Raw genomic sequence first — 22134 nt, 5'->3', positions numbered from 1 at the left:
TCACTTTCTGAAGATATCCAGTCCCTTGAGCCTCAGTGATGTTCATTGGTGCAGACCTATTGACTGGACTCGTTCAAGTCCCGAAACATAGCGCCCTGAGACCGGCCGCGTCCTTCCGGCCGGAAACTGCAGGTGCGGGCTGCGCCGGCGCTGGGCCGACTGGCACACGCCGCCTGGGCCCGGCCGCGTTCCAGGAAGGCATCCCCCCACATGAATCACCGTAAGCATCTGCTAATTCGCCGCCCGGACGGACATACGGACACCCCACGTCACCGTATGCGCCGGAGTCGGTGGACGGCGCTCGCCGTGGCGGTCGCGGTATCCGCGACCGGCATAGCCTCGGCCGCCTGGGCCGACGGCACAGACGGGAGCCCCGCAGTCGCGGCGGCCCCCGCCGCGGTCGCCCCCTACCTGTACAACGGCTGGGGCAATCCCCCCGACCCTGCCGAGGTCATGGACGCCACGGGCGTCAGCTGGTTCACGCTCGCCTTCGTCCTCGACGCCGGCGGCTGCTCCCCGCAGTGGGACGGCAGCCGCCCGCTCACCGGCGGAGTCGACGAACAGACCGTGAACGCGATCCGCGCCAAGGGCGGTGACGTCGTCCCGTCGTTCGGCGGTGCGAGCGGCGCCAAGCTGGAACAGTCCTGCGCCGACGCCACGGCGCTTGCGGGCGCGTACCAGAAGGTGATCGACGCCTACGGCCTCAAGGCGATCGACGTCGACATCGAGGGCGACGCCTACAACGATCCGGCCATCCAGCGGAAGACCATCGACGCACTGAAGCAGGTCAAGGCCGACAACCCGGGGTTCCTCACCTATGTCACCTTCCCCAGCGATCAGAGCGGCCCCGACGACAGCATGATCCAGCTCGCCGCCGACTCCGGTCTGGAAGTGGACGGTTGGACGATCATGCCGTTCGACTTCGGCGGCGCCGGGCAGGACATGGGCCAACTGACCATCCAGGCCACCGACGGACTCAAGAACGCCGTCAAAGCCGCCTACGGCTACAGCGACGACGTCGCCTACCGGCACAGCGGCCTCTCCTCGATGAACGGCATCACCGACGTCAACGAGACCGTCAGCACGGCCGACTTCGAGACGATCCTCTCCTACGCCTCCGCACACCACCTGGCACGGCTCGCCTTCTGGTCCGTCAACCGGGACCGTCCATGCCCGGGTGCCTACCCGAACGACGACACCTGCTCCGGAGTCGCCCAGGAGCCCTGGCAGTTCACCGACATCTTCGCCCGGTTCACGGGATGAGGGGGAGTACGACGATGATCTTCGGCAGGAATCACGGCTCCCGCACCGGGCACCGCAGAAGCCGGCGCACCGCACGTTTCGCCCTCGCCCTGGCCGTCATCGCGGGGACGGGCACTGCGGCGTTCGCCCTGCAGAGCGCCAGTGCGGCCGCGGCCGAGCCCGACCTCGGCCCCAACGTCCAGATCTTCGACCCGTCGATGTCCAGCAGTGACATCCAGGGCAAGCTCGACGCGGTCTTCGGCCAGCAGGAGACCAACCAGTTCGGCGAGGCCCGGCAGGCGCTGCTCTTCAAGCCCGGCTCGTACGACGTCGACGCCAACGTCGGCTTCTACACCCAGGTCGCGGGGCTCGGCCTGTCCCCCGACGACGTCACCATCAACGGCGCTGTGCATGCGGAGGCCGACTGGTTCCAGGGCAACGCCACCCAGAACTTCTGGCGGTCGGCGGAGAACCTCGCCGTCAACCCCACCGGTGGCGCGGACCGTTGGGCGGTCTCGCAGGCAGCCCCGTACCGCCGCATACACCTGAAGGGAAACCTGCAGCTCGATGACGGCGGCTGGTCCAGCGGTGGTCTGCTCGCCGACACCAAGGTCGACGGACAGGTCACGTCCGGCTCGCAGCAGCAGTGGCTGTCCCGCAACTCCGAGTGGGGCAGCTGGAGCGGCTCCAATTGGAACATGGTGTTCGTCGGCGACCGGAACGCCCCCGCGGGCAGCTTCCCCAGCCCGCCGTACACCACGGTCGATCAGACACCCGTCTCCCGGGAGAAGCCCTTCCTGTACATCGACGACCAGGGCGCCTACCAGGTGTTCGTGCCCGCGCTGCGCAAGGACTCCAGCGGCACGTCCTGGTCGTCCGGCGCCCCCGCCGGTACGTCGATCACGCTGGACGACTTCTTCATCGCCAAGCCGGGCGCGACGGCCGCCGAGATGAACGCGGCGCTGGACGCGGGCAAGCACCTCCTGATCACCCCGGGCGTCTACCATCTCGATGAGACGCTGAAGGTGACGAAGCCCGACACCGTCGTCCTCGGTCTGGGCCTGGCAACCCTCATACCCGACAACGGAGTTACGGCGATGTCCGTGGCCGATGTCGACGGCGTCAAGCTCGCCGGCCTGCTCGTCGACGCGGGCACGCAGAACTCCGCCACACTGATGGAGGTCGGCCCGCAGGGGGCGTCCGCCTCGCACTCCGCCGATCCGACGTCCTTGCACGACGTGTTCTTCCGCGTGGGCGGCGCCGCCGTGGGCAAGGCGTCGCAGAGCCTGGTGGTCAACAGCTCCGACGTGATCGGCGACCACCTGTGGATCTGGCGGGCCGACCACGGCGACGGTGTCGGCTGGGACACCAACACGGCCGACACCGGTCTGGTCGTCAACGGAGACGACGTCACCATGTACGGCCTGTTCGTCGAGCACTACCAGAAGAACCAGACCATCTGGAACGGCGAGAACGGCCGCACGTACTTCTATCAGAACGAAATGCCCTACGACCCGCCCAACCAGGACGCCTGGATGAACGGCTCGACCCAGGGCTACGCCGCCTACAAGGTCGCCGACTCCGTCCAGCACCACGAGGCATGGGGACTCGGCAGCTACTGCTTCTTCAGTGCCAACAACTCCGTAGCCGCCGAACACGCCTTCGAGGTACCGCAGACGGCCGGGGTGATGTTCCACGACATGGTCACCGTCTCGCTCGGTGGCACCGGCACGATCCGCCATGTCATCAATGACACAGGAGGCCCCTCGAACTCGTCGAGCAATGTCGCCAACCTGGTCAACTATCCCTGAACAAGGGTGCGTTGAAGAGACAGGTCGGTGCTGGAGGACGGGCAGGGCGAGGGTTACCCCCAAGCCGTCCCTGTAGAACCTGCAACGGGACCCAACCTCGCCGCGCTCTCGCCGGACTGGCACCACAACTCCACCGACCGCTCGCCCTTCAGCACACACAACCCCGAGGTTCGCAAGGTGGGCGCGGCAGCGTGCACCGGACATGACCGGCGGGTGCCAGGTTCACTGCCTCCGGCAAGGGGGCAGTGAACTGCGTGTACATCGCAGCCTGATCCAGAACGCGGCCAAGCGAGCGTTACCGTGCGCTCTCCAGGCTTGACTGTGTGACCGGGTGATTCCGGCCCAGGACGCGCAAGCAGTCCGCGAGCAGTGCGGGGTGCAGCTCCTCGCTCCTGAGCAGGTCGATGGGGTCACCGGTTTCGGCGAGGCTGGCAACGTATGCCGCCCGGGTTTCCAAGGTGTTGGCGTGGTACGGCCCCTGGACACGGGCGCGGTCAGCAGCGAGTAGGGCGTAGAGGCCGACCTCGTCGCCATGAAGGCCGAACTCGCACGCCTCGCCGGCCTGCATCTCCCGGCACTCCATCGTGTCCAGGTGGTCCGCCCCCAAAGCCGTGATGTGCTTGTCGACCAGCTCGGACCAGGCCTTCATGAGCTGCGCCGCCTGCGGGTACTCCGCAAGGGCGAGCTCGTCGAGCTTGTAGGCCCGGCTTTGTTGCTGCAGCTGCGCCCGCAGCAGGGAAAGAGTCCGGGCGTGGTCCGGTCCCAGCAGCTCCGTCTGTCGGGCGACCATCGACTCCAGCGCCCAGGTCGCCTGGCCATCGCCCGTCCCTGCCATCACCTCGGTCGCCTCATGCGCCCACAGCACCCTGAATCCGATGGTCGTCGGGTGGTCCGGGCCCAGGACCGAAAGGCAGGTCGCGACCATCTCGAGGGTGAGGTCCGGAGGGGCATCAACTGGATGGTTTGCAGCATAGGCATGGAGTTCATACTGCGCCTCCAGCGTCGCTGGGGCTGTCCAGCCGGCGGTCTCCTCGCGTGCGGCGACTACCGCCCTCAAGCGCCCGTACTCTTGCAGGAAATACGTCTCTCGTTCCTTTTCCGACCATGGTGTTGCCTTCACACGTGTTCCTTCTACGGGAGGCGCGAGCCGTCATAAACGGGGCGCATGCTCTGATCTGCGTTGGACCACCCACCGCCGGAGCTGGGACGAGGGCTTGGCCCCGGTGGTGGGAAGGGTTGCTCCTGCTGCTTCGGCCGCAGCGGGCGTTGCAGGAAGCCGAGCCCGCATCCGACCGCGCGCTGACGGCTTCTTGAGTCGCATATCGTCGGCGGGCCCCACCGGGAAGCGCTGGATGGTCAACAGGCGGGCCGATGCCCACACGGACATCGCATGACAGTTCTCGATCCGTACTGGCGAAGTTCCAGCTCAGCCCTGATCGAAGCCAGCACCATCGAGTGGCCCGCGATGCGGCGTACCGCTGCCGGCGCCGCCTCCAGGTGTCACGACATGACCGCACCGAGGACGGCGACAGCGACAAGCAGGCAACTCAGGGTTCTGATGAACCAAACTGCCTCGCCGTACCCAGTACGGTCCGCCGTGAACATAGCGCAGGCAGTCGCGAGGGCGGGCCACACAAGCCAATGCAGGTTGAGTGAGTGGCCAATGAAGTATGTCAGCGAAAGGTATCCCAGGACGTAGAGGGCACCTGCAATGCAGGCATCGCGCCACATGATGATCCGCTGGTTCTCTTTGCTATTCCGCTGTGCGATCAACGGGGATCTCCCTCCCTGCGTGGCTCACCAAGATCACTTCAGGCCGTCGAAGCAGGCCTTCTTTATGCTTTTGACGCCCAACAAGGTTGTGAATCCTGATCCCAGGGCAGATGCGGCACCCCTCTTTGAATTGACTCCGGAGAGGGTCGCGACAAGCTTCTTGACTCCGCCGGCCGTCTTGATTGCCTTGTAACTGGAAGTTCCAGGGTGGAAGGCGGCGGCAAGGGCACCTCCGCATTTCATGGAGTTCCAGGTGTCGCTGACCATCCCGCCACCGAGGTATTTGGTCTTGTCCCACCACTTCGGATCGGCGACGACAGGGTAGGTGGTGGACTCGTTGACGTGGATGGTCTGAATAAGTTCGTTGCCTTCGAGGCGGTAGTCGGTAGGGATACGCTGGCCGTTGGCGTCCTTGGCCCAGGGCTCGTCGAAGGTTCCGAGCAGCTTTCCGGCGGTGTCCACAACGATCAAACTGCCATCCTCGTCGATGACGGGGTGGGCGCCGCTGGGCAGGTCGAGAAGAAAACTGTGCTCAGTCGGCGCCGTAGGGTTGTTCATTGTGATCAAGGCGCTTACGCTGCCGTCCTCCCTGACCTGGGCGGCGACGTCGACAGACCCCTTCGGCTGGGCGTAGACCACGGTGCCATGGGAACTGGCTTGTGGGAATGCCAATGGCGATCCAGGCAGACCGATCGCAATCTGGATGCCGGTCGAGTCGGTCACCGTAAGCTTTCCGGAACCCGTGGCCGACATTTCCACGCGTGTGCCCCCCGCGTTCGCAACCAGCTTTCCGCCGCGAGTATGGGGGGCAGTGAGATCGGAGACGCCGGTGGCCCTCTCTATCACGGTCGCTGCCTGAACGCTCGCATCCGGTGAGGGTGCACCGGTGTCCCCGAAAGCCGGAACAGCATCGGACAGCAGAGCAGTAGCGGTCAATGCGACTATACCTGTGAGAACAGGCCTGCTGGTGGCGTAGGAGTTCATTCGTTTTCCCTCAGTAGCTTCTATGGGACGGGGGTCAGGCCGGTGATTGATGCGACGCGGCCGATCATTTAACGCTACACGCCGGCCAGGTTCCGGAAATCTCGAGGTAAATATCACTGGAACCCGGACGGCGAAATCTGCATCTGCCGCACGGCCGCCGTAAGAATTCAGTGCAGTTCATACAGTGCTGATCCGGTCATACAGTGCCGATCCAGCCGTGCGCAGTGCGCTGCTCGCGGCGCTGCTGGGCTGTGCCACGAGACTGCTACGTAGGGCCCCGCCCACGGTCTCGGCGTTTCTTGCACCAGAATGCGCCAGCCAAGGAACCCAATTCGTGGGACATCCCAACTGAACTGATTCAGCTTCGCGTCACCCTGCTATGGAGAACCGAACTGAACTTGCAAGATTACTCGGTAGCCACCCTCGGGAGTCGGTCCGGATTCCAAGCGAGCATTAATAGATTCGGCTCGAGCTCGAAGTCCACTCAATCCACGGCCAGACTCCGGAAAACCAATAGGAGGGCCAGATGGACGTCCATTGATTATAGCCACCTGGAAGTGATCGCGGCATTTCTTGAATCGCACATCGATCACGGAGCCGGGTGCATGCTTTCGGGCATTCGTCAACGATTCCTGCACGGTACGCAAAATGACCTGCCTTGCGTCACCATCAAGCGGGTCTGGAATTTCACCATGCACACGTATCTTATTTCCTGGTTCACTTCCCTCCAGCAGCCCCTCAAGGGTGAGTGCCGAACTATCTGCCGAGTGGCTCACACCTGAGGATTTCTCCTTCCTTAGTATATTATGTACATCGCTCGTGATTTTCGCGCTCCGTTCACGAATGAATTCCGCATGCCCTTCAACATGGGCGTATTCTTTCCTTTCGTCGCCGACAACCAACTTCTTGATCAGTTCCGCTCGGTTTGCAATTAGTGCAGCATGTGCTGTGACATCGTCATGCACGTCGCGAGAAATTCGGGCCAAATACTGTTCCTTCTGTTCCTTCGCGAGATTTTTCTCTTCACTGCGCAGTGACTTTTCCTTTTCTCGCTGAACGTTGCGGAGCAGAACCAGGCCTGCCGTCGTCACGAACTGATAAGGAAGTCGCATCACTACATCGAATTGGGTGTAGTCATCATGCAGAATGCCCCCGCCCTCATGTACGTATGGAATTACCACGGCAACTGCCCCAAGGAACGCAAGGAGCACTAGCAGGATTCTGCTGTGTTCCCGCTCAGGTATCTTCCACAGAGAAATGAGAGTGGCGCTCACCATCCCACTCAGGTAGGCACTGGGCAACGTTGCCCAGTAGCCCAACAATGGGTAGGTGCGGCGCAAGGCAAGCGAGCCGAGAGCTAGGACGAGAGCCGCTACTGTCCAGGAGTTCGTGAGTGAAATAGAATCGCCACACAGCTCGGATCTACCGTCTCCCAGGAGACGGCCGGCGACACTGCACGGATACATCGAGAAGGCATAGTCTACGGCTATCAGGAGAAAAAGGGTCACCTCGGTGAACCATGAGGGTCGGGCGCTCTTCATGACTGCTCCCGATCCAATCCCGAATCAATGGCGATACGTGCTGCTTTAAGACGGCTATCCACTCCTAGCTTATTCAAGATGCTGGAGACTTCCGCTTTAACTGTGTCTTGCCCCAGGAGCAGCGATCTACTGATCTGCCTGTTGGTTTTCCCTTGCATAACTTCTACCAGGATCTGCCGTTGGCGTTCATTAAGCAGCGCCACAAGGGAAGCACGAGGGTTCGCGGTGCAGGGTGAGGCAGGTTGCAAGTCGCAGATCACGCCCCATGCCTGCTCGGACGTTACGCTACCGCCTCCGGCGAGAACACGAATAGCGGATTCAAAATGGTCGCTGGCCATCGTCTTGTCCAGAAAACCTTTGGCGCCTGCTTTCAGTGCCCGCCTGACGGTCTCTTCATCATGAGCTCCGGTCATCATTGCCACGACCGGAGCCGTCGGTAGCTTGGACAATTCTTCCAGGAGCGTCAGTCCGTCAGAGTTGCTGCTGCCGTCTGCGTAGGCGGCAGCCAGCCGAACGTCAAGCAGGACGACCGTTGGGCAGGTGTCGCCTACAACGGTGACGGCTTCATCGATGGTGCCGGCCGTCCCAACAACGGTTATGTCTTCCACCGTTTCGAGGAGCCGTGCGACTCCTTCCAGGAGCAGATGGTGGTCGTCGACAAGAACCACATCGATCACTTGAACCGCCTCTGACGCTATCCGGCTGAGGAACCTTTCCGCCGGTAACCCTACTCGTCGGTCTCAGTAGACCATCCCGCGGACGTGCTGCAGTCAGCCGATCTAGCCGGTCGGTGAGGAACGTCTAGCCGCTTGGGGGGCAAACTCTCGGCTATCAGTAGCCGGTACGGGGCTGGCGGATAGCCGGGCGGTCCTACGAGAGTCTGGGCGTCTTGATTCGGCGTCAGAACAGGGAGCCGGATCCCCTTGCCCTTGTCATGCTGTTCCGAGGCCGGACAGCAGCACTGGCGCCCCCTATGAAGGAAGCTTCGGTGGAATTCGATTTGCCCTGCGAGAACAGGTGTCTGCCGCTCTTCGCCGTAGGTACAGTCCTTTGCAACCTCCGGCCAGAATTCGACAGCACGCCTGCCCTGTGAGCAGAGTTCGACTGCTGCGTTGGCAGAGAGTGGCGGGCCTGAGGTGACATGTGATATCGGCGAGGCCGCTCAAAGGCAGGCCCATTCCGGTTCTGTGGTCGGCGAACTCGGCCGGGTTCCTTTCGCGCACTTCTCCTGCTGAGTCTTCTCTCAACCCACGGGGGTGCCCCTCCTGTCACTCCCTCGTGCCAAGCGGTGCGGAGTGGCTGTTTCTGCTCCCCTCTGCCTATCGACTCTCGGACCCTGCCAGTGCCGTGTCTGACACGGCGTTACTCCCTTACTGGGTTCCCTGTCGCCAAAGCGGACGACAGGGAGTCCTCTTCCCGACCGGTGATCCCCACTGCGCTTGGCGACCGCCGGTATCCGTACAAGCACCAGCCACTTGAAGGACACTGTGACCGAACGAAGCACCCTGCCCCCTGCCCCGGACGAAGTGGCCTCCGCGCGCGACAACACCCGCGCCGGCACAGGGGAAAGGCGCCGTCACCCTCGTCGTATTGACGGCATTGACCTCGCCCGCGGTATCGCCATCCTGGGCATGCTCGGCGCACACACCCTGGATGAGCGCTTCGACGCACACCTACTCGGATGGGACCCTTCTACCTGGCTCGCTGCCGTCCACGGCCGCTCATCGATCCTCTTCGCCACGCTGCTGGGGATCTCGATAGCACTCCTGAGCGGAGGCGCCCACCCGCACAAGGGTGCGCGTCTACGCGCAACCCGGCAGCAACTGCTGCTCCGAGCCGCCTGCCTGTTCGCCATCGGATGGTTCCTCATCGAGTTCAACAGCATCTGGGTGATCATCCACATGTATGGGCTCCTGGTGGCGGGGAGCGTGTTCTTCCTAACCTGGTCTGCTCGACGGCTGTGCGCCACAGCGGTGATCCCGGCGCTCACCGGAGGCCTCCTGTGCCTATGGCTGCCCCACGGGTACGACACCACCCCGGAGTACGGCAGCTTCCTGAAGTACGTCAGCACCCTGGAGGGAGAGGCCCTCCAGAAAATGCCCGCCTTGCTCCAGTCCGTCAGCACCACGGAGGGGGAGGCGTCCCTGGGGTGGGATGCCTTCAACGGCACCTATCCTCTGCCGTTCTGGATGGCGTTCTTGCTCCTGGGCATGGCGGTGGGACGTCTCGACCTGGCCTCACTCGCTGTGCGATGGCGGCTGACCACGGTGGGCGCGGCGATGGCCATAGCGGGGTACGTCGGCGGGCTGGTCAGCACCCGGCTCTACGAAGACGGTTATGGACATGAGCTGCTGGACCTCCTGCTGAAGGCCGCCCCCGAGGGCGGAAATGGCTGGGAGCTGATCGGGGCCTCCCCGCACAGTGGGACCGTCTTTGAAGCGGTGGGCTCATCCGGAGTGGCACTGGTTATCGTCGGGCTGTGTCTACTTGCTCCTGAGGTCATCCAACGCGTGCTCTTCCCCGTCAGGGCCGCCGGCACGATGGCACTGACTCTGTACGCGATGCACGCCCTCGCGCTCTACTTCATCCCCGAACACGTGCGCGGACTGCATGTCTACGCCTGGTTCGCCGCAGCCGGCCTAGTCTTCGCAGTCGTCTGGCGAGCCTGGCGCACCCAGGGCCCTCTCGAACACCTGCTAGCTCGCATCTCCCGCCACAAGTTCGTGTGACTGGCAGGGCGGATCAGCCGGCTGCTGTCGGATTCGGACTTGCCGACGTCCAGGGCGCAGAAGACATCGATCGACGTGAAGTCGTTGCTGGTGACCGGGTTTTCATTCCCCTCCCGGCACACGACAGTTCCACCGAAGCATCACGCGCCCGCAAGTTGGAAGAGACCGCCAGCGCGCAGGTACCGGTCATCGGCGTCCACGACAGTACGGACCTCTCGGGGTGAACCGCCGGCTGCTGCTTGAGGTTCTCGCGCTGCTGCCGGAGCAGCAGCGGCGCATCGTGGCCCTGCGCTACCTCAGCGAGCAAAGCACGCACGAAACCGCGCAGCTCGCAGCGGTCTCTACCGGCACGGTGAAAAGCGCCCTCAGTCGCGCCCTGCTCAAGCTCCGCAAGGAATTGCACCACCGCGGAGTACACGGGAGCAACGCGGGAAGCTGCGTGTTCAACAATAAGCAGCAAGTGGTCCCCAACAATGGCCGAGGGCCGGTTTCGGATGTCTCCGAAACCGGCCCTGACCTGCGACTGTCTCCAGTCGGGACGACAGGATTTGAACCTGCGACCCCTTGACCCCCAGTCAAGTGCGCTACCAAGCTGCGCCACGTCCCGATGCGTTCAACTCGGAGTCACCCCCGTGTTCACGCAGGTAAACCGTACCTCACGCGAGTGGCCGGACTCGCACGGGCGGTCACCGTCCCGTCGCGCAGGGGAGGGTTACGGGGCTGAAGCCGGGGAGCGATGACGCGCTGGGCGCCCCCCGGGTTCAGTTCATCAGGCGTTGGGGTCGAACGCGATCCCGTCAGGCTTCGCCAGATCGAGGTGGTAGTTGAAGTTGCCGTCCTTGAGACCGAAGACGGCACTGCCGAAGTCGTACGCGGTCAGCTTGTCGCGCAGACCCGCGGGGTAGCCGTCCCAGCCGACCAGGCGGGGGTACTGCCAGGTCTGCTGGTGGTTCTCCGGCGGCTCGTCGGCGGAGGTCGCCGGGCGGAAGCAGTGCGTGCTGACTCCGTCCTTGTGGTAGACGATCTTGGGGTGCGTTCCGTCCCAGGTGATCTGGTCACTGCTGTAGGTGTTGAAATCACCGTGGGCGGAGGTGGAGACGTACTTGGCAACGTTGTCCTGCACCCACACCACGACGTGTTCCCAGTCGTTGCGGTGCCCGCCGAGGCTGCTGCCGGCCACCGCCTGGTCCTTCTCGAAGTAGAGGCCGTAAATGATCGCGCACCAGCCGTTGTTGCACTTCTCCCGCGAGTACCCGTTGGTGTTGTCCAGGTCCCATGAGTCGCGGCACGAGCCGTTGAGCGCCCCGGTCGGGTTGAGGCCGGGGTTTATCGTCCCGTCGGGACCGATGGCCGGGGTCGGGTAGCAGCCGTCCGTGTCGTAGTCGTAGGCCGGCTGGAACGTCTGCTCCTGGCCGTTCGCGTTGGCCGGCAGGGCCGACGGCGGGTCGGCGAGGGCGATGCCGGGAAAGGCAACGACCAACGCTACGGCGCTGCCGAAGATGAGGGAGACCTTGCCGATGCGCGAGTTTCTCTTCACTGAGTCCTCCTGATAGACCGCCATGTGGGGGCAGTTGGGGCGGTCATGTTGGCATGCTCCGCTCATTTTTCCGGCGTGCCGGCGAAAACGCCAGAGTCAGGAGGTGTCCGAGTGATGAAAGGTCAACCAATCCGGGCCGACCAATCAGTCGGAGGGCTCGACGACGGGAATTGTCAGACAGGCCTAGGCGGCGTCGCCCCGCGGCTCCCTGCCTTCGAACGCCGCAGTCAGCAGGCCGAGTACGCCGCTCGCGGTGACCCGGCGGGGGTTGGGGTACGCCGTTGTCGTGGCCTGCGCGGCGGCGACCGCCAAGTCGGCCTCCTTCAGGCCGAGTTCGGCGAGTGAGCGGGGGGCTCCGAGGTTGCCGGCCAGGTCGTGGAGGGCGCGGGGGACGTCGTCGGTGCCCAGGGCTCGGGACAGGGCGGCGATCGCTTCGGGGGTGGCAGGCGCGTTGTACGCGAGGACGTACGGCAGGACCACCGTGTGGGTCTCGGCGTGCGGCAGGCCGAAGGTGCCGCCGAGCACATGGCAAAGCTTGTGATGCAGACCCATGGTGGTGGCGCCCAGACAGGCTCCGCAGAGCCAGGCCCCGTAGAGGGCTCGGCCGCGCGCGTCGAGGTCGCCGGGGGCGGCGGCCACCTGGGGGAGGGCCCCGGCCATCGCCCGTACGCCCTCCTCGGCCATGAGGGAGACGAGGGGTGAGGCATCGGGCGCGTAAAGGGATTCGGCGGCGTGCGCGAGTGCGTTGACGCCGCTGGTGACGGTGAGGGGGACGGGTAGCCCGAGGGTGAGTTCGGGGTCGTAGACGACGGAGCGGGGCTGGACGACGGGGTCGCGTCCGGTGCGTTTGGCGCCGTGCTCGGTGAGGCCCCAGACGGAGGTCATCTCGGAGCCGGAGTAGGTGGAGGGCACGGCGACCAGCGGCAGTCCGGTGCGCAGCGCGATCGCCTTCCCGAGGCCGATCGACGATCCGCCGCCGACCGCGACACAGCCGTCGGCGCCGAGGGCCCGCGCCACCTCGACGGCCCGGTCGGCTACCTCGACGGGTACGTGCATGCGGGCCTCGGCGTGCAGCCCGGCGCAGGAGTCGCCCAGCGCGTCGGCGACCGCCCGCCCGACCGCTGAGCCCCGGCTTCCACAGACCACGAGCACCCGGTGCAGCCCGAGCCGCGCGACCTCACCCGGTGTCGCGGAGACCGCCGCGCCGGGCCGGAAGACGACCCGCGCGGGCTCGGCTCTCGTAGGAGAAGTCGAGCGCGGTGGTCATGCCGTCTCCAGTACGAGGTCGAAGTGCGTGTATCGGAAGGGGTTCGCGACGCCGAACTCCCGTGCCAGGGACGGGTCGTCGGTCTCGGCGAAGTCCTGGACCAGGCTCTCCTTGACGGCGAACACCGCGTCGGAGTCGAGGTAGGCACTGCCTGCCACGAAGATGTGCGTGGTGACCGGGGCGTGGCCCGCGGCCGAAGCGATGAAGTGGATGTGGGCGGGGCGGTAGGGATGGCGGTCGGTCGCTTTCAGGAGCTCGCCGACCGGGCCGTCCGTCGGGATCGGGTACGGGCTCGGCAGACAGGTGCGGAACCAGAAGCGGCCCTCGGCGTCCGCGGTGAAGAGCCCCCGCCCGTTGCCCGCGGGCTGGATGTCCGGCCGCTGCACGTCGTAGAAGCCCTCGGGGTCGGCCTGCCAGACGTCCAGGACGGCGCCGGGCAGCGGGGTGCCGTCCGCCGACAGCACCCTGCCCCTCACCACGCACGGCTCGCCGCTGCCCACCAGGTCGATGTTCGCGCCGAGTTCACGGACCGGCGACTGGGTCATGTGAAAGGGGCCGAGGACGGTCGACTCGGTCGCGCCCGGATCGCGGTGGCCGTTGATGGTCTCCACGAGCATCGAGATGCCGAGCACGTCCGACAGGAGGATGAACTCCTGCCGGGTGTCGCTGGACATCTGCCCGGTCGCGGTGAGGAACCCGATGGCCCGCTCCCACTCCTGCATCGTCGGCTCCGTCTCGCGGACGAAGTCGTGGAGGTGGCGGGTGAGCGCGGTCAGCAGCTCGTGCAGCCGGGGGTCGGCGGTCCGCTGAAAGCTGTCGACGACCTCTCCGGTGAGATGGGCCGTGCGATCGGTGACCTCTCCAGAGAGACGGGCCGTGCGATCGGTCGTGCGTTCGGTGCTCATTCCACTCCCCTGGTCCCGTCGGCATGTCCGAGGATCCGTCGCAGCGCCGCCGACAGCAACTCCTCGGCACCCTCGGAAGCCGCCGGACGTGTGAACGAGCACCTGGGTGACGGTCCCGGGGTCGGCGTACATCATGGTTCGTGGCCGAACAAACCGTTCTGAGGCCGCTTCACAATTCGGCGGAATCGGAAATCGGAAAATAAAAGGCCTGACATATCAAATGCCGGGACCCCTCGATACATTCACGTCCCGCGGCTTGTGACAGAGCACGGAATTCCCCTACTTTCGGGGAACCCCCACAAGGAGGAATTCTCCGTGAGCATCACAAGACGAACCCTTCTCGGTACCGCGCTCGCCGCCACGGCGGGAGTCGGCACAGGCGCATTCCAGCAGGCGGTCGCCGCACCGGCCGCGAGCCCACCGGGCGATGTCGTCGGCAAGATATCCGTCGGCTATCAGGGCTGGTTCGCCTGTACAGGCGACGGTGCCCCGATCAACGGCTGGTGGCACTGGAGCCAGGACATGAGCCGTCCGCCGTCGTTGTCCAACACCACCATCAAGTCGTGGCCCGACATGCGCGAGTACAGCCGCGGATTCGCCACCGGGTACCCCAACCTGAACAACGGCGCGGCCGCGACCCTGTTCACGTCGTGGGACCAGCAGACGGTCGATACACACTTCCGTTGGATGCGCGAGAACGCGATCGACACCGCCGCACTGCAGCGTTTCAACCCGTTCGGCTCGGAAGGTCCGACACGGGACGCGATGGCGCAGAAGGTACGGCAGGCCGCGGAGGCCAACGGCCGCAAGTTCTACATCATGTACGACGTCACGGGCTGGACGTCCATGCAGTCCCAGATCAAGGAGGACTGGACGTCGAAGATGAAGGCGCATACGTCGTCGACTGCCTACGCACGGCAGAACGGGAAGCCGGTCGTGTGTATTTGGGGCTTCGGCTTCAACGACTCGGGACGCCCCTTCGAGCCCGCTCCCTGTCTGGACGTCGTCAACTGGTTCAAGGCGCAGGGCTGTTACGTCATCGGAGGCGTGCCCACGCACTGGCGCACCGGCATCGAGGACTCACGCGCCGGTTTCTCGGACGTGTACCACGCGTTCAACATGATCTCGCCGTGGATGGTGGGACGGATCTCCAGCGCCGCCCAGTCCGACCAGTTCTTCACCAGCGTCAACACACCTGACCAGGCGGACTGCAACGCCCATGGCATCGACTACCAGCCGTGCGTGATGCCGGGCGACCTCCAGGAGCGCCATCGCGCCCACGGCGACTTCATGTGGCGGCAGTTCTACAACATGGTCCGCGTCGGCGCGCAGGGCATCTACATCTCGATGTACGACGAGTTCAACGAGGGCAACCAGATCGCCAAGACCGCCGAGACCGGCGCCTCCGTACCCGCCGGTTCGGGCCTCTGGGCGCTGGACGAGGACGGCACGCCCTGTTCCGCGGACTACTACCTGCGGCTGACGCGGGACGGCGGCCGCATGCTGAAGAAGGAGATCGGCCTGACGGCCACGCGGCCCACACCGCCGACCCTGTGAGAAGAAATCGGTCCGCCGGCCTACGCCCCCCCCGGCCTGTGACCAGGAGCCTCAGACGCGGTCCCGGCCCCGCAGCCGGGGGGTGAACGCGGCATGAAACAGCGTGGAGGCCGCCCCCACCGCGGCGGCCTCCGCGCTGAGCACGGAGCGTTCCACCTCGACGCGGCGCAGCCGGCGCGCGGTGGGGAACTCGTTGACGGTGCGGCCGATCTCGTCGAGGTAGAACTCCGCGACGTCATCGGTGAAGAACGGGCCGCCGAGCACGATCAGGTCGATGTCGAGCAGGTCGACGAGCCCGAGGGCGCCGCCGCCGACCGCCCGTGCCACCTCCCGTACCGCGCTGACCGCGGCGGGGTCGCCGGCGGCTGCCGCCCGTCCCACGGCTCGGTAGGCGGCGGTGCTGCCACCGTCACCGGGCACCCGCAGACCGAGCCGGGCGGCGAAGTCCGGCACGGAGACCGGTGGGTTGCACTCCGGCAGCAGCTCCGGACGGCCGTCGCCCGCCATCCGCCCCAGGGCGATCGCGCACAGCTGCCCGAACTCGCCCGCGTTGGCGCTCACTCCGCGGTAGAGGTCGCCGTTGAGGTACAGCCCGGAACCGACGCCCGTCCCCAGATACAGGTAGGCGAAGTCCCGGGCCCTGCGGTCACGTCCGATCCACCGCTCCCCCGCCGCCGCCGCGAGTGAGTCCTTCTCGATGAGCACCCGGCACGGGAAGTGGTCCTTGAGGAGGTACAGCAGCGGCAGGTCGTCCCAGGCCGTCATGAGCGGCGGGTTGAGCACGGTGCCGGACGCGATGTCCACCGGCCCCGGCACGGCCACGCCCACACCGAGCAGACTGTCCTCACGTACGGCGCCCTGCGCCTTCTCCAGGGCTTCGTGGCCCAGCGCGACGACCTGGGCGACGAACTCGCCGGGGTCGATGTCGGCGCTCACCGGTCTCGTACAGGTACAGACGATCGCGCCGTCGAGGTCGATGACGACGGCGGTGAGCAGTTCGGGGTCGATGTGCAGGCCGAGGGCGTGCGCGGCGGTGCCGCAGAGCCTGACCGGGGTCCGCGGCTTGCCCGAGGTCGCCCGCCGCTGGGCGTCCTCGACGAGGACGCCGCGGTCCAGGAGCGAGCGGGCGATCCGGGAGACCGACTGCTGGGTGAGACCCGTGCGGTGGGCTATCTCGCCGCGGGTGATGCTGCCGGAGAGACGTACGGACTCGATGACCACGCACTCGTTGAAGGAGCCCAGGTCGATCTGGTTGACGCCGCTGAACGAGGCCGGGTGGGTGGGGAGTTCGCCCCGATGGGGCGCGCCGCGCAGGTGTTCGGCGACGTTCTCGCGAAGCCAGTGGACGGATTCCGCGGGCGGTCGGTGTGTGGTCCGTCGCAGGGCGGCGACGAGGTCGAGGTACACGCGCCTGGAGGACTCGGGATGGCTGGTGCTGTCGAGCGCGATCATGGCGCGCAGGAAGCCGCGCCAGGTGGTTCTGGCCGGGAGGTCGTGGAAGGTGACGGGCCAGTGGGCCGGGCGGTGCTCCTGAGTGGGCCGGGAGCCTTCGTTCTCCCACAGCACGATGGAGTGCAGCGTGATGTCCGGGTGGTGCTCGGCCGCGGCGGTCAGATACGCGAGCAACGTCCGGTCGCCGTCGCCGCCGGGATCCGCTTCGGAAGCGGTGGTCGCCGCACGGAGCGTGCACAGCGCCCGGTCCACGCTCTCCAGGACGTCCTCGCCGATCACCGTCGCGGCAGGGACGGCCCGCGGTGCCTGGGGCCGGGTCCCCGCGAGGAGGACGGCGCGCAACTGATCGACGTAAAGGCCCATGACCCAGATGTCCGCCCCGGGCAGGGGTGGCCTGGTCGGTACGTACGGAGCGGGTGACTCGTCGGGCGGGAGTCGCCAACGGCGGCGGATCGAGGCCACCGTCGCGTGGGAGAGGCCGAGTTCGCGGGCGATGGCCCTGCTGGCGCCGCTGCCGCCGGGTGCCAGCAGGGCTCGGGTGATGACCTCGGCCTCGTCGACCGTTGCGGGCCTGCCGGTGCGCGGGCGCTGGCGCAGGCCGGGCAGTCCCGCACTGTGCCAGCGGTGGCGCCAGCTCCCGACGGTCTGCCGTGACACGCCGAGACGGCGGGCGATGTCGGCGTCGCGGAGTCCCTGGGAGGCGAGCAGGACGACATGGGCGCGGGTGGCGAGCGGACCTTCGCCGGCGGCCCAACCGCGCAGCACGGCAAGGGCTTCGGGCGCGAGGCCCAAATCGGGGTGTGGCTCAGTCACCGTCGCTGTCCTCCTGGCGTTGCCCTGCTCGTCGGAGCCGCAGCGTGCGGATCTGGAACGGTCTCAGGGTCAGCGGGACACGGCCGTGCCGATGGGTGCGGGCTGTGGGGTGTTCCTCCAGGAGGTCCGTCTCATGGACCCCCTCGACGGCGAAGTCCGCGCAGAGCACGGCGTGGGTTCGTCCGCCGCGTGCTTCGTAGAGCCGTACGACGACGTCGCCGCTGCGGTCGTCGGCCAGTTTCACCGTCTCCACGACGACATCGGGGTGGTCGACGCGGACGAGCGGCGGCTGCGCGCCGGTGGCCGGGCCCGGGCGGAGCGGGAGGTTGACGGCGTATCCCTCGGTGATGGCGTCACCGAGGGTGGCACCGGGGCGCAGGGTGTGCCGGAAGCGGTGGAGGCCCCGGTCGGCGTACGGGTCGGCGCCGTTCGTCGGGTGCAGCAGCGTGTGCCGTACGACGGTGGTGGTGCCGCCGCCGTCGCGGGTGTGCCGGCTGACGTCGTGGCCGTAGGTGGAGTCGGTGGCCAGGGCCACACCCCAGCGGTGCTCCGCCACGTGGATCCAGCGGTGGGCGGCGAACTCCGGGGAACTCCCGTCGGCGCTCTCGTGCGTGGGACGGGCGACGTGCCCGAACTGCACGTCGGCGTGGCCGAGTTCGGCATGCACGTCGAGCGGCCAGGCCAGTTTGAGGACGGTGTCCCGCTCGCGCCAGTCGACTTCGGTGTCCACCGTCAGGGCGTGGCTTCCGGCGGTCAGCGTCAGGTCCTGGACGAACGTCGAGCGTCCGGTGCCGCGTCGGACGCGCACGGTCGCCAACAGGGGCCCGCGCGCAAGCAGTTCGATTCGGTCGGCGCCGAGCAGGTCCTGGCCCTGTTCGCCGCGCAGGAGTTGGAGGAGGTTGCCCGCGCCATCGGGGGCGAGGGCGTCCCGTCCGGTGGCGAGGTCGACGGCCGAGCGGACGAGACCTGACGCGTCCACGCGCACCCTCAACAGCCCGTTGTCCAGGACCTGTTGGCCATCGACCGTGGTGTGAGCGGTCACGCGTGGGGTGCGGTCGAGAGGAAGGCCGGTGAGCCCGGCGCCGAGAGCGGGTGCGTCGGCGAGTACCGCGAGCCGCCCGTCGGGCAGGACCTGAGCCGTGTCGGACGGCTGGCCGGTTCCCGCGTCGAGGGTGACGACCTCGCGGCGGGGGTGCGGCGCGGCGTTCCAGACGACGGCGCCGTCGGGTTCCCCGACCGCGCGGCGCACCAGGCGGGTGAGCCGGCGGTGCAGATCGCGGTGCTCGTGTTCGGTGTCCTCGTGGACCCAGGCGATGGAGCTGCCCGACAGGATGCTCTGGCTCTGCTGGAGCAGTACGCGCCGCCACAGGGCGTCGAGTTCGTCGTACGGGTAGGGAACGCCGTGGCGCACGGCGGCGGTCGCCGACCACAGTTCCGCCTCGTGCAGCAGGACTTCGCTTCGGCGGTTGCCGCGCTTGGTGCGGGCCTGGCCGGAGTACGTACCGCGGTGCGCCGCGAGGTCGAGTCCGCCCCGCCGGACGGGCGGGCGCGGGTATTCCTCCCGCGCCTCCCGGAAGAACTGCGCGGGGTGGCGCATGGCGACTCGCGGTGACCCGGCCAGGTCGGCGAGCCTGCGGGCTCGCTCCAGGGTGTCGCGGCCGGGTCCCTCGGTGGCCCGGCCGAGAGGCAGCAGGGAGCGTGTGGTGGCCGACCCCGTGTCGGCGAAGTCGGTTTCGGCACTGGTGAGCGCCGCGCTGTCGGGTGCGAGGTGGGTGTACAGCGTGGTGCCGTCGATGCCCTCCCAGCGGAAGGTGTGGTGGGTCGGCGACGCGGGGTATCCGGCGGCAGGGCGCCTCGCGAGGAGCCAGCGGGCGCCCGCGAGGGCGGCGACCTGCGGGAAGGCGGCCGAGGCTCCCCTCGCTCCGGGCAGCCAGGCGCCTTCGCTGTCCGCACCGAGTTCGTCGCGGAAGAAGCGGCGGCCGAGGACGAACTGGCGTACCAGGGCTTCGCCGCCCGCCAGTTCGACGTCCGGCTCGACCCAGGTGCCGCCCACGGGTATCCAGTTGCCGTCGGCGACGGCCTTGCGCAGCCGCTCGAAGACGTGCGGCTGCTGATCCCGCATCCAGGCGTAGTGCTGGGCCGAGGAGGCCCCGACGACGAGTTCCGGGTACTCCTCGGCGAGGGTGACCAGCGTGCTGAAGGTGCGGGCACAGCCACGGGCCGTCTCGCGCAGCGGCCACAGGCCCCCGAAGCCGAGAGGGGCGTACCCGACGCCCGCGAACACCTGCTCCGACGTGTGGGCGCCTTCCGCGAGTACCGGCGCGAGGACTCGGCGTGCCGCCGCGGCGGTGCGGGCGACGGCGTCGGGGTCGACGGCGTCGACCGCCTGCTCCAGGGCAGTCCGTATCCGGTGGCGGCGCGGGAGTTCGGCGGGCAGGGCGCGCATGAGACCGTCGAGGGTCTCCATGTCGTGCAGCAGGTGCCATACGTCGTCGTCGCGTACGGCGAGGTCGGCGCGCCGGAACCGGTACAGGGGCGCGTCACCGGCGGTGACCGGGTCGCCGTAGTGGAGTCCGCTGCCGGTGGCCGCGTCGATGGTCGGGTTGGCGGCGGCTTCGAGGAGGAGGCGGACGGGTTCGCCGCCCCGGGCCGAGGCCGTGACGGGGACGGCGCAGGTGTGCGTGTGCAGACCGTGCAGCGGGATGCCGTGTTCGTCGTGGACGAGGGCTTCGGCCTGGCAGCCGCCGGCGGGGCCGCGGTCGCCGCCGAGGTCGATGAGGGCTTCGACGCGGCGGCCCGCCCACCGCGCCGGAACGTTCGCGCCGACGCGGAACCAGGTCGTCGACCACGGGCTGCCCCAGGGCTCTCCCACCGTGAACGGGGCGTAGTCGGCGCGCAGCGCGACACTCACGGGCACCGGTTCTCCGGGAATGTGCCAGGCGCCGATGTCCATGGGCAACCGCTGCGGATACAGGGCGGGGCGGAGCCGTTCGCTGAGGAATTCGGCTATGCGCTCGTCGCCGGACTTTCTCCGGTCATGCATCGGAAGCCCTTCCTGTCCAGCCAGTAACCGCCATGTAAAACCATGTGTGTTATCAAGTCAACGCCTCTCACTCGTTCCTTCTTCTCGCAGATCGCAACGTGGCTGAGAGGAATTGTCAGGGGAATTCAGCTCCAGGAAAGGACGTTCACGTCAATTAATTGGGCTGACATTCCGAGCGCGTCTGAAGGCGGCAGGAGAGCCTGCCGCCTTCGGTCGGGAGTTACTGCTCCACGCGCTCGGGCCGCTCGCACGTGGTGTTCACCGGCAGGGACCTGCCGCCGCGGGCGGCGTCCAGCAGGGTCAGCATCACGTCCAGTACGTGCTGGGCGAGTTCGGCCGACGCGCGATGCGGACGCCCCGAGGTGATCGCCTCGGCGAGGTCGCCAAGTCCCGTGCCACGTCCGGCTGCCGGGTATCCGGCCAGGACGGGCAGGGGTTCCCAGCCGCCGCCGCGGTGGAGTTCGACGAGGCCCTCGAAATTGTTGGGGTCGGGGACGGAGAGCGAGCCCTCGGTGCCGTGGACCTCTATTCGGGGCAGCCGGGCGGCGCGGACGTCGAAGCTCATGACGAGAGTGGACAGAGCGCCGTCGGCGTGTTCCAGGACGCCGGTGATGTGGGTGTCGACCTCCACCGGGAAGCGGGTTCCCGCCCGGGGGCCGCTGCCGATCTCGCGTTCGGCGCGGGGCCGGGACGAGGCGCCGGTGACGCGTACGACAGGGCCGAGCAGGTGCACGAGTGCCGAGAGGTAGTAGGGGCCCATGTCGAGAAGGGGTCCGCCGCCCGGCCGGTAGTAGAACTCGGGGTCGGGGTGCCAGGGTTCGGGGCCCGCCGAGGCCATGAACGCGGTGGCCGCGACCGGCCTGCCGATGAGTCCGTCGTCGACGGCCTTGCGGGCGGTCTGGGTGCCGGTGCCCAGGACGGTGTCGGGCGCGCAGCCCACACGCAGTCCGCCGGCCCGGGCGGCGCCGAGCACCGACTCGGCCTCCTCGCGGGTCGCCGCCAGGGGTTTCTCGCCGTAGACGTGTTTGCCCATCGACAGGGCGACGAGGGCGACTCCGGCATGGGCCGCGGGGATCGTGAGGTTGAGGACGGCGTCCACGTCGTCCCAGGTCACGAGGTCGACGACGGAAGCGGCGACCCGCACGTCGCCGGATGCCCGGGAAGCCGCCTCCTTCGCCCGGTCGAGGTCGAGGTCGGTGACGGCGGTGAGCCGTACGCTGTCGAGGCGGGCCAGCGTCTCCAGGTAGGCCCCGCTGATCTTGCCCGCGCCGACCATGCCGATCCTCAGCGGCTCGCCCACAACAGCCCCCTCTCGGTGAGCGCCCGCACCTCGGGCACGTCGAAGTCGTCCGGCTTGTGTCCGACGGTGGACACGAACACCCGGCCCGCGCCCCGCTTCCTGGTCCACACGGCGGGCGTGACGACGGCCCGGTCCCGCTCCTCGTCGGGCTCGAGCGTGATGATCGGCCGGTGGCCTTCC

14 protein-coding genes, 1 tRNA gene and 2 pseudogenes are annotated in these 22134 nt (G+C 67.2%); 5 read left to right on the top strand and 12 right to left on the bottom strand.

Features of this window, described 5'->3' with window-relative positions; translation table 11 throughout:
• Window positions 1–276 precede the first annotated feature (276 nt).
• A complete protein-coding gene (locus ACFYPC_RS06870; RefSeq protein WP_388671884.1) occupies window positions 277–1263 on the top strand; it encodes a chitinase in 987 nt (328 codons plus the stop codon).
• A gap of 14 nt (window positions 1264–1277) precedes the next feature.
• Window positions 1278–3053: a coagulation factor 5/8 type domain-containing protein gene (locus ACFYPC_RS06865; protein ID WP_388671882.1), complete on the top strand. Its 1776-nt coding sequence runs from the start codon at window positions 1278–1280 to the stop codon at window positions 3051–3053.
• A gap of 295 nt (window positions 3054–3348) precedes the next feature.
• Here the strand turns inward: ACFYPC_RS06865 and ACFYPC_RS06860 are convergent, their stop codons facing one another.
• The 4 genes from ACFYPC_RS06860 to ACFYPC_RS06845 all read right to left on the bottom strand — a co-directional run bounded on the left by ACFYPC_RS06860 (window position 3349) and on the right by ACFYPC_RS06845 (window position 8028).
• Entirely contained in the window at window positions 3349–4173 is an 825-nt protein-coding gene (locus tag ACFYPC_RS06860; protein ID WP_388671879.1) for a hypothetical protein, read from the bottom strand.
• A 686-nt stretch (window positions 4174–4859) separates the two neighbouring features.
• Window positions 4860–5810: a hypothetical protein gene (locus ACFYPC_RS06855; protein ID WP_388671876.1), complete on the bottom strand. Its 951-nt coding sequence runs from the start codon at window positions 5808–5810 to the stop codon at window positions 4860–4862.
• A gap of 377 nt (window positions 5811–6187) precedes the next feature.
• A complete protein-coding gene (locus tag ACFYPC_RS06850) occupies window positions 6188–7351 on the bottom strand; it encodes a sensor histidine kinase (RefSeq protein ID WP_388671873.1) in 1164 nt (387 codons plus the stop codon).
• Window positions 7348–8028, bottom strand: a complete 681-nt coding sequence (locus ACFYPC_RS06845) for a response regulator (protein WP_388671870.1) — start codon at window positions 8026–8028, stop codon at window positions 7348–7350. Before ACFYPC_RS06845 ends, ACFYPC_RS06850 begins: the two co-directional genes overlap by 4 nt.
• A gap of 810 nt (window positions 8029–8838) precedes the next feature.
• Here ACFYPC_RS06845 and ACFYPC_RS06840 point away from each other — a divergent pair.
• Together ACFYPC_RS06840 and ACFYPC_RS06835 are read left to right on the top strand one after the other, a co-directional pair.
• Entirely contained in the window at window positions 8839–10080 is a 1242-nt protein-coding gene (locus tag ACFYPC_RS06840) for a heparan-alpha-glucosaminide N-acetyltransferase domain-containing protein (RefSeq protein WP_388671867.1), read from the top strand.
• Between the two features lie 220 nt (window positions 10081–10300).
• Window positions 10301–10648, top strand: a complete 348-nt coding sequence (locus ACFYPC_RS06835) for an RNA polymerase sigma factor (protein WP_388671864.1) — start codon at window positions 10301–10303, stop codon at window positions 10646–10648.
• Here the strand turns inward: ACFYPC_RS06835 and ACFYPC_RS06830 are convergent.
• The 4 genes and pseudogenes from ACFYPC_RS06830 to ACFYPC_RS06815 form a co-directional block, all read right to left on the bottom strand.
• Window positions 10614–10687, bottom strand: a tRNA-Pro gene (locus ACFYPC_RS06830). The two genes, ACFYPC_RS06835 and ACFYPC_RS06830, sit on opposite strands and share 35 nt — an antisense overlap.
• A 162-nt stretch (window positions 10688–10849) precedes the next feature.
• On the bottom strand, window positions 10850–11617 hold the full coding sequence (locus ACFYPC_RS06825; protein WP_388671861.1) for an NPP1 family protein: 768 nt from the start codon (window positions 11615–11617) through the stop codon (window positions 10850–10852).
• Between the two features lie 183 nt (window positions 11618–11800).
• Window positions 11801–12884, bottom strand: a pseudogene (locus ACFYPC_RS06820) (maleylacetate reductase).
• A complete protein-coding gene (locus ACFYPC_RS06815) occupies window positions 12881–13789 on the bottom strand; it encodes an intradiol ring-cleavage dioxygenase (RefSeq protein WP_388671858.1) in 909 nt (302 codons plus the stop codon). The pseudogene ACFYPC_RS06820 and the gene ACFYPC_RS06815 overlap by 4 nt, the downstream one beginning before the upstream one ends.
• A gap of 315 nt (window positions 13790–14104) precedes the next feature.
• On the opposite strand from ACFYPC_RS06815, the gene ACFYPC_RS06810 reads away from it, so the two are divergent.
• Window positions 14105–15346 (top strand): glycoside hydrolase family 71/99-like protein, encoded by a 1242-nt coding sequence (locus tag ACFYPC_RS06810; RefSeq protein WP_388671855.1) that lies wholly within the window; start codon window positions 14105–14107, stop codon window positions 15344–15346.
• A 51-nt stretch (window positions 15347–15397) separates the two neighbouring features.
• Here the strand turns inward: ACFYPC_RS06810 and ACFYPC_RS06805 are convergent, their stop codons facing one another.
• The 4 genes and pseudogenes from ACFYPC_RS06805 to ACFYPC_RS06790 all read right to left on the bottom strand — a co-directional run.
• Window positions 15398–17611: an ROK family protein gene (locus ACFYPC_RS06805; protein ID WP_388671852.1), complete on the bottom strand. Its 2214-nt coding sequence runs from the start codon at window positions 17609–17611 to the stop codon at window positions 15398–15400.
• On the bottom strand, window positions 17604–20654 hold the full coding sequence (locus ACFYPC_RS06800) for an alpha-mannosidase (RefSeq protein ID WP_388671849.1): 3051 nt from the start codon (window positions 20652–20654) through the stop codon (window positions 17604–17606). Before ACFYPC_RS06800 ends, ACFYPC_RS06805 begins: the two co-directional genes overlap by 8 nt.
• A 220-nt stretch (window positions 20655–20874) precedes the next feature.
• Window positions 20875–21954, bottom strand: a complete 1080-nt coding sequence (locus ACFYPC_RS06795; RefSeq protein WP_388671846.1) for a Gfo/Idh/MocA family protein — start codon at window positions 21952–21954, stop codon at window positions 20875–20877.
• Window positions 21939–22097: pseudogene (locus ACFYPC_RS06790) on the bottom strand (ThuA domain-containing protein); the annotation flags it as partial. The pseudogene ACFYPC_RS06790 and the gene ACFYPC_RS06795, both read right to left, overlap by 16 nt.
• Window positions 22098–22134: the final 37 nt, after the last annotated feature.

The sequence above is a fragment of the Streptomyces sp. NPDC005808 genome (assembly GCF_042871385.1).
Classification (GTDB): Bacteria; Actinomycetota; Actinomycetes; order Streptomycetales; family Streptomycetaceae; genus Streptomyces.
The sequence above is the reverse complement of the archived record's forward strand: the minus strand, read 5'-3'. Positions and strand labels throughout refer to the sequence as shown.